Below are 12,279 nucleotides of genomic sequence, written 5' to 3'. Positions count from 1 at the left end.
ATTAATCATTACTCTAAAAAAAGACCTTTTTTAATCTTTTAAATTTAGTTTATTGATTATTAAACGAACAACCAACCAACTAGTTTTTATAAAGAAAGCTAACTTATAGAACATCTTAATATTTAGACAAGCTATTAATCAACAACAAAATAGGCATAAATATTGCTAAGCATATTCTTATCAAAAAGCAATCTATTCACTATTTTTGAATAAAAAAAATCATATGACATTATCGCCATTAGTCAGGTTTTGGAATTTAATTAAACCCTATAAAAAACCAATAAGACTTATATATTATTATGCCATAATTAGTGGGGTAGTAAACCTATCTCTACCTTTAGGAATACAAGCTATTATTAATTATTTACAAACAGGGGAGTTAACAACTTCTTGGATTGTTTTAGTCGCTTTTGTTTTAATTGGTATTGCAATTACAGGAAAAATACAAATCAATCAACTTAGGATTGTTGAAGATATTCAACAAGATATTTTTGCAAAATCAGCATTTGAATTTGCTTATAGAATTCCTAAAATAAAACAAATTAATTTAGATAAAGTTCACGCACCCGAACTAGTCAATCGATTTTTTGACGTATTGACGATTCAGAAAGGATTGCCTAAAATTTTGATAGATTTTTCTATGGCAGCTTTTCAAATCACTTTTGGTTTGATACTCCTTACTTTCTACAGTTCTTACTTTATTATGTTAGGAATTTCTCTTATCCTAATTATATATTTAATCTTTAAAATTACCGGACCTAAGGGGCTAGAAACAAGTATTAAAGAAAGTAAATACAAATATATGTTGGCTCACTGGTTAGAAGAAATAGCTAGTAACACCAAAACATTTAAAGTATTAAACAAAGGAAATCTTCACTTAGAAAAAACAGATGATGTTAATTTACATTATTTAGAAAATAGAGAAAAACACTTTAAAATATTAATTAAACAATTTGTTCTTTTTGTAGGATTTAAAGTTTGGGTGGCAGCTGGTTTATTGGTTCTAGGAGGAGTTCTGGTTTTTAATCAAGAAATGAACATTGGTCAGTTTGTGGCTTCTGAAATCATTATTATTATGATTATTAACTCTGTAGAAAAAATCACTAGAATTGTAGAAACCATTTATGATGTTTTAACCGCTCTAGATAAAATTGGTCATGTTACCGATTTAGAATTAGACCAAGATAATGGTAATGGAGAATTTGAACAGAATACTAATGGTGTTTCTATAGAACTTGCTGATGTTTCTTTTAAATATCCAAATCAAGAAAATTATGTTTTTGAAAATTTATCAGTAAAGATAAAACCAAAATCTAAAGTTTGGCTAAAAGGAAATACTGGTAAAGGAAAATCTACTTTATTAAATATTATTGCTAGAATACAAACTTTAGACACAGGTACTGTTTTGTTTAACAATAGACCATCAGAATATTATTCTCTTGAATCTTTACACAATCAAATTGGATTTATCAGTCCAAATACTGGTTTGTTTGAAGGAACCATTGAAGAAAATATTTTAATGAATAGAGAGGTAGAGGATAAGGAATTAAACACTGTTTTAAGCAAATTATTTTTAACTGATTTTATTTCTAAACAAAAAGACGGAATTAAAACCAAAGTAGATTCTAGAGGTAGACGTATGCCAAAAAGTACGATTCAAAAAATTATATTGGCCAGATATTTAGTCAACAATCCTTCAATTTTATTGTTAGAAGATCCTTTACAGTTTATTGATGAAACAGAGAAAAAAGCCATCATAGATTTTATTATGGATGAAGAAAAATCATGGACCGTTATTGTTATTGCCGATTATTTATATTGGGCAGACAAGGCTAATCAAATCATAAAATTATAAGCTCATGTTAAATATATCAGAAAATAGCATTAGCAAATTTGTGAAGCTAAACAACTATAAATCACATAAATATTTAAACGATAAAGACCCTAAAAAGAAAAGGGTTTATAATGGTATTGTGATTATTGTTTTATTCCTCATTATTATTTTTGTGCCATGGACACAAAATATTAAAGGAAAAGGATATGTAACCACACTTTTACCTGAACAAAGACCACAACCTATTCAGTCTATTATTTCGGGGAGGTTAGAAAAATGGTATGTTAGAGAAGGAAATTATGTAAGCAAAGGAGATACTCTTATTTATATTACCGAAGTTAAAAATGATTATTTTGATCCTAATTTAATTTCTAGAACGCAAGAACAAGTAGATGCTAAAAGTGAAAGCATTACTTCTTATGATGATAAAGTTATTGCATTAAAAGCACAACTGGCTTCTATTAGAGAAAGTAGAATGTTAAAATTAGAACAGGTTCGTAATAAAATTATTCAAACCAAAAACAAAATTAACATTGATAGCATTGATTTAAACGCATATAAAATTAAGTACGAAATTGCTGCTAACCAATATAAGCGTACCAAAGAACTTCATGATCAAGGATTAAAATCATTATCTGAATTACAAGAAAAGGAGTTAAAAAAACAAGAGGTTTATGCAGCTTATTTGTCTCAACAAAACAAGTTAGAAAACCAAAAAAACATGTTGATTAATTTTAAATTAGAATTATCATCAACAGAACAAGATTACAATCAAAAAATTTCTAAAACAAATTCTGATATTCAGAGTGCTTTATCAGCAAAGCTAGATGCACGCTCTAACACCTCAAAATTACAAAACCAATTAAGTAATTATCAACAAAGACAAAGTCTGTACTACATTACCTCTCCTACCGATGGGTATATTACCAAAACCATTAAAAAGGGAACGGGACAATTAATTAAAGAAGGAACAGATATTTTAACCATTATGCCTGCCAGTTACGATTTGGCAGTTGAAATTTATGTAAAACCGCAAGATTTACCATTGCTGAGAATCAATGATCACTGTCGTTTGCAATTTGATGGTTGGCCTGCCATGGTCATTAGTGGATGGCCTGAAAAGTCTACAGGTATTTTTTCTGGAAAAATTTTTGCTTTAGACCAACACATTAGTAATAATGGAAAATATCGTGTGTTAATAGCTCCAGATGAAAAAGAAAAAAAATGGCCTGAAAACTTAAGAGTTGGAACAGGTACTTATACTTTTGTATTACTAAAAGATGTACCTATTTGGTATGAATTATGGAGAAACTTAAACGGATTCCCTCCAGACTTTTATAGAGCAAATGAGGATCATAATAGTGGTGAATCTGAAGTAAAAACTAAAGCTCCTATAAAATCTGTAAAATAATGAAAAAAGCTATTTATATACTTTTACTTATTTTGGGATTTAATAGCTATGCGCAAACAGATTCCTTAAATACATTAACCTATAACGAGTTTATATACAATGTAATTAGTGAACATCCTATTGCCAAAAGTGCACAATTAAAAGAAAAAGTTGCCAAAGCAAAATTATTAAGTGCCAAAGGAGGATTAGATCCATATTTAACTTCTAGCATCGATCAAAAAGATTTTGAAGGAAAACAATATTACAATCTTTTTAAAAATAAAATCACCATTCCAACATCCTTAGGAATTGCTATTACTGGAGGTTTTGACAACAATTCTGGATATAATTTAAATCCTGAAAACAAAACAAGCAATAGCGGATTGTGGAGTGCAGGAGTAGAAATTGACGTATTACAAGGACTATTAACCAACCCAAGAAAAACTGCTTTAAAACAAGCCAAAGTTTATCAAGAAATTGCTAAAAATCAACAGTTAGAATTATTAAACAACTTGGTGTATGAAGCGTCTAAAGCTTATGCTGAATGGCAGCAATACAGTTCTATTTGTGAAATTTTAAAAGACAATTTAAAACTGAGTGAGCTATATTTAAAAAACGTAAAAAGTGCCTTGGCAAGTGGTGAAAAAACTACTATTGATACTTTAGAAGCTACTGTATATTTACAAAATAATCAAATAGATTTGGTTAAATATCAACAGCTTTTAAATGAAAAAAGATTAAAGGTAGAAAATCATTTATGGTTAGAAAATGTACCTGTTTCATTACAACCAAATGTAGAGCCAGAAAGCAACATTATCCCTCATAAGTTTGATGAAATTCCTTTAAACAACAATTTAGACAGCATTCCAATTATTGCAGAAAAAAGTGCTAAAAAAGAATCCTTGATTTTAAAACAAAAACTAAATCGAGAAAAATTAAAACCTAAATTAAAACTAAAATATAATCAGCTTTTAAAAACCAATGATGACAATGTTGGTGTTGCAGCTTTATCAGCAGACAATTACAAATGGGGAGCTAGTTTAACTTTTCCTATCTTTTTTAGAAATGAAAGAGGAAAGTTACAAGAAAGTAAATATGCCGTTGAAGAAATTAATTACGAAATAGCTTTTAAGAAAACTGAGATCAACAATAAAATAGTCGCCAATAAAAGAAATCAACAAGCTTTAATTACACAAATAAGTTTGTTAGAAAAAAACATTATTGGATACCAAACCTTATTGGCTGCAGAATCTAAAAAGTTTGAGTATGGTGAAAGTTCTCTGTTTTTAATCAACAAAAGACAAGAAAAGTTAATTGAATCAGAACTAAAATTATTGAGCAGTCAGAACAAATTAATTCTTAATTATTTAGATTATTTATTGCTAACCAACAACATTGTGCCAAACGATTTATGATGATAGCTACTGCATGACTAAAAAAGAGAAAATCAATAGTTTTTATCCATCTAATCAACTAGAATGGAGGCTTTGGCTTGAAAATAATCATATAAGTAAAGACTCTGTTTGGGTGTTATTCTATAAAAAACACACTAACAAACCAACTATTAGTTGGAGTGATGCTGTAGACCAAGCTTTATGTTTTGGATGGATTGATAGTACCAAAAAACCTATAGACTCCGAAAAATACATACAGTACTTTTGCAAAAGAAAACCCAAAAGCAATTGGTCCAAAGTTAACAAGGATAAAATTGAAACTTTAACCAAACAAGGATTGATGAAAGAAGCTGGTATGGAAAGTGTTAAAACGGCTAAACAAAATGGTTCTTGGACTATTTTAGATACGGTAGAAGCGCTTATAATTCCACAAGATTTAGAAATAGCCTTAAGTAAACACAAAAATGCCAAAGACTTTTTTATGAGCTTGAGTAAATCATTACGTAAAATACTCTTATACAAAATCATATCAGCTAAAAAACCTGAAACAAGACAAAAACGTATTGATGAAATTGCCTTACAAATGGAAAATCATCAAAAACCATAATCGTTTTCATTACTAAAATTATAAACTATGTTTAAAAAAATTTTATTGTTTTTAGTCATCAATTTTACCGCTTTAGCTATTGGTGGTTTGTTTACCAATGCAGGCGTAAATTCAGATTGGTATGCCAATGCCAACAAAGCCCCTTGGACACCTCCTGGTTATATGTTTGGAATTGCATGGTCTACCATTATGGTTTGTTTTGCCATTTACATGTCTTCCATTTACCCAAAACATGAAAACAAAAAAATGTTGATTACCTTATTTGCTATTCAATGGATTTTGAATGTTAGCTGGAATCCTATTTTTTTCTATTTCCATCAAACCATTCTAGGATTGATTACTATTATCGCTTTAACCATTGTGGTGGGAATTTTCTTATTTAAGAACTATGATTTGCTAAAGTTAAAATCTCTTTGGATTGCTCCTTATTTTCTGTGGTTACTTATAGCCACTTCTTTAAATGCTTACATTGTTTTTATGAATTAAAATTTTGAGGTTCTCTCGTTTTTTTGTGCCAATAAAAAGGTAAATTTGCCGAATGCCAAAAAGAGAACGAAACAAATTTGTAAAAAGAGGTGAAATCATTTCTATTACAATAGAAGACTACGCCTTTGGAGGAAAAGGAATCGGTAGAATTAGAAACGAGGAAGGTGAATTTGTGGTTTTTGTGCCCAATACCTTACCTGGTCAAACAGTTAGATGTCAAATAAACAAAACAAGCAAACGTTATGCAGAGGCTAAATTGTTTGATGTTTTAGAGACTTCTGATCAAGAAAAAGATGTGCCTTTTCAAGCCATTCCAGGAGCTCCGTATATTAAATTACCTATTGAGATTCAACACAAATACAAAAAAACAAGCACCTTAGAATTGTTTAAACGTATTGGTAAAGTTGAAAATATAGAAGACTTGTTTGATGAATTTATTGCTTCGCCAGAAGTTTTCCATTACCGTAACAAAATGGAATATGGATTTTCTGCCATCCGTTACGATTTTGAACAAAAAACAGATGTTGATGAATTTGCTTTAGGATTCAAAAAACGTGGTACTTGGTGGTGTGCAGAAAATTTAGACAAAGATTCTGGTTTGTTTGATGCGCAAGTAGAAAACAACTTAAAACACATACGTCAATTTTGTATTGATTCTGGTCTAGAACCTTGGCATGCTCCACAAAAAAAAGGATTTTTCCGTTATTTTGTAATTCGTAAAAGTTACAAAACCAATCAAATTTTATGTAATTTGGTAACAACATCTCCACAAATCTCTCATTTTGATATGGATGGATTTGTTGCCTTATTAAAAGAATTGTTTGGAGATAGAATTGCAGGATTGATTCACACTACCAACGATGAAATTGGTGACAGAACTTTGGCTGTTACTGGTAACGAACGTTTAATTTTTGGAGAAGACAGAATTGTAGAAAATTTACTAGGATTAAACTTTGAAATTTCTATGAAGAGTTTCTTCCAAACCAATCCAAAATCTGCCGAAAAACTTTATAGTAAAGTCATAGATTACGCTTTAGAAAAAGCAGAAACTGTAAACGGAAAAATAGTAATGGACTTATTCTGTGGAACAGGAACTATTGGACAAATATTAGCTTCTAAAACCACAGGAACGCAAATTATTGGAGTTGATATTGTAGCTGATGCCATTAAAGATGCTAAAAAGAATGCTGAACGAAACGGAATCAAAGGTGTAGATTTTTACGCAGCCGATGTTGGTAAATTCTTAGTAGAATATCCACAATACAAAGGAAAAATAGAAACCATTGTTTTAGATCCACCAAGAGCAGGAATTGCTCCTAAAACATTAGATAAAGTCATTAAAATTGGTGCGAGCAGAATGGTTTACGTTTCTTGTAATCCTGCTACACAAGCCAGAGATACCGAAATTTTAAGACAAGCTGGTTACAAAATATCAAAAATGAGTTTGGTTGATCAGTTTCCTCATACTGCACATATTGAAAGTATTATACTTTTTGAAAAATAAAAGTATGATTAAGAACCTCCCAGTTCTTGAGTCTCTTTACGAAAGTAAAGAGGCTTTTTTTTATCTTTAAGCTTATGAAAAAATTAGTCATTTTAACGGGTGCAGGAATTAGTGCCGAAAGTGGTATTAAAACGTTTAGAGACAGCAATGGTTTGTGGGAAAACCACGATGTAATGGAAGTAGCTTCTATTAGAGGCTGGCACCAAAATCCTGCTTTGGTTTTAGATTTTTATAACAAAAGAAGAGCGCAAGCAGAAAGTGTACAGCCTAACGCAGCCCATTTATTTTTAGCTGATTTACAAGAAAAATTCAACGTGCAGATTATTACTCAAAATGTAGATGATTTGCACGAACGAGCAGGTGCTGAAAACGTGACTCATTTACACGGAAAATTATCTGAAGCCAAAAGTGAAGTAGACAATAATTATGTGATTGATATTTCAGGAAAGGAAATTAATCTGGGAGATGTTTGCCCAAAAGGACATCAATTAAGACCTAACATAGTTTGGTTTGGAGAAGAAGTTCCTATGCTAGAAAAAGCTGCCAAAATTTGTGAATCTGCCGATATTTTTGTGATTATTGGAACCAGTTTACAAGTATATCCTGCTGCAGGATTAATCCATAATATCCCCAACAATTGTCCTGTTTTTATTATAGATCCTAAAGTTGATGAAATCCATGTGCCCAGTCATTTTACTTGTATCAAAGCAACAGCCGTAGCGGGAGTTAAAATTTTAGAACAGTATTTAAATTAAAAAGAAAGGGAAGTTATCATTATAGCGATAACCTCCCGTCTATCAAAAAACTAAACTAATAATACAAAAATGTTTTAAGACAAAGGAGACTATTAAAAACAAGTCTCCTCGCCTATCAAAAAACAAAACAAACTTTAATATAAAAGTTTTACGGTTACAAAACAGTGTTTGATTATTTATCACCTTTTCTTTGTGATATTTTGATTTATGAAACTAATTTAATTTTAGTTCTATTTATTTTAGGCTCAAGACTCTTTCTATTGGTTAGCTTTGTAGCTATAATACTGATGACTAGTATTTGTAAGGCATGAAACATCATTAAAGGAAGCAATACAAATCCTACAGACATTGCGTTTTGAAATAAAATTTTTGAAAAAATTGTTCCATGTACCAATGATTTTTTGGTTCCACAAAATTGTGCTGTAATTTTATCTTCTCTATTAAATTTTAATTTGTCACTGATAAATCCAGTAAAAAAATAGACTCCATAAAACAACATAGAAACTCCTAAAATGATATAAAAAAAATCTGCTTTATCAATTCCACTAAAAACATTTTTTTCAAAAGATTCTGAGAAACTTTTATATATAATTAATAAAATCACAGATTTATCAAACAATGTTAATGCTTTATTGTATTTGCTAACCTTTGTCCCTAAATACTTTTGTAATATCCCCCCTAATACAACTGGTAAAACAACTTCTATTAATAGTTTTAAATAAACCTCTGTTAAGCTATAATCCGTTGACATTTGATTTAAAAACATCCCCATCCAAAGTGGTGTTACCAAAATTCCGATTAAACCAGAAATACTTGCGTTAAAAATTGCTGCAGGAATATTTCCTTTTGCAATAGAAACCATGACCACTGATGATGATACTGTTGATGGCAGTGCTGCTAAAAATAGAAAAGCAATCCATATATCCATAAAACCATTAGAACTTATAAATGGATAAAAAATAAAAATAAAAATAGGAAAAATTAAAAAAGTGGTAAGCTGCACTAAAATGTGCAACTTCCAATTTTTTAAACCTGATTTAATTTTATCAGGACTTAATTTTACTCCATAAAAAAAGAAAATCAAAGAAATTCCAATACTACCAATAGCATCTAATGGTATACTACTTGAACTACTTCCGTATTGTGGAAATAAATAAGCCATAATAACTACACAAACAATACAAATAACAAACTTATCTATTTTCATACTTATCGTTTTTCTTTAGATTTTTTTAACACCAAATAGTATACTTGAGGAAGAACCGTTAATGATAAAAGCATACAAACAATCAATCCACCAACAATCATAATAGCCAAAGGCTTTTGTACTTCTGATCCCATTCCAGTTGATAAAGCAGCTGGCAACAAACCTACAGCTCCCATTAAAGCAATCATTAAAACAGGTCTAATTCTACTAAAAACAGCATTTGAAATAGCTTCTTTTAAGGGTGCTTTATTATTTAAATTTTCTCTTATGTTTCCTATTAATACAATTCCATCAATGGTTGCTACACCAAAAAGAATAATAAATCCTATTCCTGCTGAAATTCCAAAAGTAGTTCCCGTAACCCACAATGATATAAATCCTCCTATAAATGCAAATGGAATTACCAAGAATGAAACAACAGTATCGTGTAAATTTCCTTTAAAATTTAACCACAATAAAAACATTATTAACAATAAAGACACTGGAACAATCATAGCTAATTGTTTGGTTGCTCTTTCTTTTGACTCAAATTCTCCTGCCCAAACCATTTTATTTGCTTTTGGTAATTGAACCTGAGCTGCTACTTTTTCTTTTGCTTCGGCAATAGTACTTCCTAAATCTCTTCCTTCAATACTAAAACCTACCGCAATGTATCTGCTACTTCCCTCTCTGTAAATAAACGTAGGTCCTGTGATAAAGTTAATTTCAGCTATCTCGCGTAATGGTATTTTTTTTCCATTCATAGACGGAATTAAAATTTCGGCGATTTTATCTTTATCATCTCTATATGATTTTTGAAAACGAATCCTCACATCAAACATTCTTTCATTTTCATAAAAAGTTGTTGCTGCCTGACCACCAATTGCCATTTCTACAACTGCTTGTGCATCTGCCATAGACACACCGTATTTACCCATTTTCTTTTCATCTAACTTAATGCGTAGTTCTGGTAAACCTATGTTTCTATAAACATTTAAATCTTCAATTCCTTCAACATTTTCAATACTATTTGCTACTTGATCTGCATATTTTTCTAATTCAAACAAATCATCACCAAAAATTTTAATGACTAAAGAACTTTTGACTCCTGCTACGTATTCTTCTACATTATCTTGAATTGGTTGACTGAATCCAAAAACAACTCCTGGATATTTATTAAGTACCAATCTCATTTCTTCAATCAAATCTTCTTTAGTTATTTTCCTTTCCCATTCGGAATTTGGAAATAACTGAATATGAAATTCTATGTTAAAGAAACCTGTTGGATCTGTACCATCATTAGGTCTTCCTACTTGATTTAAGGCAAATTTTACTTCTTTAAAATTTCTTAAATCTGTTTTCATTTCCTTAGCTAAACGCTTTGATTCTTCTATGTTTATACTATTGGGAAGTGTAGCTCTAATGTAGATAGCTCCTTCATTTAATTTTGGTAAAAATTCTGAACCATGGTTAAGAAATCCAATAATTGAAACTATAAAAAGCGCTATAAAAGCATATATGGTTGTCTTTTTATGTTTTGATGAAAAAAGAAACATTTTAAATAAACCATTTCTAAAATTTCGTGTAATTATATTGTCTTTTTCTACAATGTTTTTGGTTAGTAACACCTTACACATAACAGGCACATATGTTAAGCTTAAAATTAAAGATCCTAGTAAGGCAAATCCTAGTGTGTAAGCCAAAGGTGTAAACATTTTACCTTCTACTTTTTGAAATGAGAAAATAGGTAACAAAGCAATCATTAGAATAAATAATGCAAAGAAAATATAGGACGCTACACTTCCTGCGCTCTTTTTAATAATTCCAACTTTAGAACTTTTATTAAATCTTTCCATTCCTAATTGATGAGCTCTTTTCTCGAGCCCGACAAAAACAACTTCACAAATGACCAAAGATCCCTCGAGCAACAAACCAAAATCTAAAGATCCCATAGAGATAAGATTGGCAGGCATTCCCATAATTCTTAACATGATAATAGAAAACAAAAATGCTAATGGAATTACAGAGGCTACAATTAAAGTAAGTCGCCAATTGTACAAAAAGACAAAAACAATAATAGACACAAACAGAATACCTTCTACTAGGTTTTTTGTTACGGTATTTACGGTGGTATCTACTAATTCTGTACGATCTATAAAAGGTTCTATCTGAATGTCACTAGGTAAAATACGATCATTTAAATCTGCTATTTTTTCTTTTAACCTACTTATAACCTCGCTAGGAGTTTCTCCTCTTAGCATGACTACAATTCCTTCTACAAGATCATCATCATCTTGTAAACCTACTACTCCTAGTCTTGGTTTAGCTCCTATTTTTACTTCCGCAACATGTTTAACCAAAATGGGAGTAGTTCCTCTCACTTCAATTAAAATATTTTCTATATCCTCTACACTTTCTAATAAACCTACACCTCTTACTACATATGCCTGACTTCCTCTTTCTATAATATCTCCTCCTACGTTTACATTACTGTTAGATACGGCATCATAAACCTCTAAAGGAGATAGATCATAATTAGCCAATTCTGTTGGATTTATTTTTATTTCATATATTTTTTCTTCTCCACCGAAACTAACCACATCGGCTACACCGGGAACTGATACTAATTCTCGTTCTATTACCCAATCGTGAATTGCAGTGAGTTCTTTTATTGGTCTTTCACTTTTAATAACATACCTAAAAATTTCTCCCGTAGCTCCGTAGGGAGGATCTATTTCAGGATCAGCTCCTTCGGGTAAATCTACTCCTTGTAACCTATTAGAAGCGTACTGTTGTGCATAAAAATCATCTATTTCTTCTTCAAAAATTACAGTTACTACTGATAAACCAAAAAGAGAAATGGATCTTACTTCTGCTTTTTTAGGTATGGTATTCATTACCTTCATCATAGGTAATGTTACAAATTTTTCAACTTCTTCTGCACTTCTTCCAGGCCACTGTGTAATAATTCTAGCTCTGGTATTGGTAACATCTGGAAAAGCTTCTATGGGAGTGTGCATGTAACTATAAATCCCTCCAACAAAAAGTAATGCTGTTAAAAAAAAAGTGAAAACAGTATTTTTTAAAGAAAAAGCTACGATGCTTTGAACGAACTTTTGCATA

At 30.5% G+C, this 12,279-nt stretch carries 9 protein-coding genes; 7 read left to right on the top strand and 2 right to left on the bottom strand.

The features are described 5' to 3' along the window. The first annotated feature begins 223 nt into the window (after nt 1-223). The 7 genes from QVZ41_RS11920 to QVZ41_RS11890 all read left to right on the top strand — a co-directional run bounded on the left by QVZ41_RS11920 (nt 224) and on the right by QVZ41_RS11890 (nt 7,970). Entirely contained in the window at nt 224-1,855 is a 1,632-nt protein-coding gene (locus QVZ41_RS11920) for a peptidase domain-containing ABC transporter (protein WP_302884819.1), read from the top strand. 4 nt (nt 1,856-1,859) lie between these two features. Further along, nucleotides 1,860-3,245 (top strand): HlyD family secretion protein, encoded by a 1,386-nt coding sequence (locus QVZ41_RS11915; protein WP_302884817.1) that lies wholly within the window; start codon nt 1,860-1,862, stop codon nt 3,243-3,245. Further along, nucleotides 3,245-4,639 (top strand): TolC family protein, encoded by a 1,395-nt coding sequence (locus QVZ41_RS11910; RefSeq protein ID WP_302884816.1) that lies wholly within the window; start codon nt 3,245-3,247, stop codon nt 4,637-4,639. The genes QVZ41_RS11915 and QVZ41_RS11910 overlap by 1 nt, the downstream gene beginning before the upstream one ends. A gap of 13 nt (nt 4,640-4,652) precedes the next feature. After that, a complete protein-coding gene (locus tag QVZ41_RS11905; RefSeq protein ID WP_302884815.1) occupies nt 4,653-5,225 on the top strand; it encodes a YdeI/OmpD-associated family protein in 573 nt (190 codons plus the stop codon). 27 nt (nt 5,226-5,252) lie between these two features. Next, nucleotides 5,253-5,711: a TspO/MBR family protein gene (locus QVZ41_RS11900; protein ID WP_302884814.1), complete on the top strand. Its 459-nt coding sequence runs from the start codon at nt 5,253-5,255 to the stop codon at nt 5,709-5,711. Between the two features lie 52 nt (nt 5,712-5,763). After that, the gene (rlmD, locus tag QVZ41_RS11895; protein WP_302884813.1) at nt 5,764-7,215 is read left to right on the top strand and encodes a 23S rRNA (uracil(1939)-C(5))-methyltransferase RlmD; all 1,452 of its coding nucleotides are present in this window, start codon (nt 5,764-5,766) and stop codon (nt 7,213-7,215) included. A gap of 74 nt (nt 7,216-7,289) precedes the next feature. Continuing rightward, nucleotides 7,290-7,970, top strand: coding sequence for an SIR2 family NAD-dependent protein deacylase (locus QVZ41_RS11890; protein ID WP_302884812.1), 681 nt, complete (start codon nt 7,290-7,292; stop codon nt 7,968-7,970). 205 nt (nt 7,971-8,175) lie between these two features. Here the strand turns inward: QVZ41_RS11890 and QVZ41_RS11885 are convergent, their stop codons facing one another. Continuing rightward, a complete protein-coding gene (locus QVZ41_RS11885) occupies nt 8,176-9,177 on the bottom strand; it encodes a bile acid:sodium symporter family protein (RefSeq protein WP_302884811.1) in 1,002 nt (333 codons plus the stop codon). 2 nt (nt 9,178-9,179) lie between these two features. Next, nucleotides 9,180-12,278, bottom strand: coding sequence for an efflux RND transporter permease subunit (locus QVZ41_RS11880; RefSeq protein WP_302884810.1), 3,099 nt, complete (start codon nt 12,276-12,278; stop codon nt 9,180-9,182). Between the last annotated feature and the right edge of the window lies 1 nt (nt 12,279).

The sequence above is a fragment of the Wenyingzhuangia gilva genome, from assembly GCF_030519655.1.
In the GTDB taxonomy this organism is placed as follows: domain Bacteria; phylum Bacteroidota; class Bacteroidia; order Flavobacteriales; family Flavobacteriaceae; genus Wenyingzhuangia; species Wenyingzhuangia gilva.
This window is presented reverse-complemented; position numbering and strand designations above follow the sequence as displayed.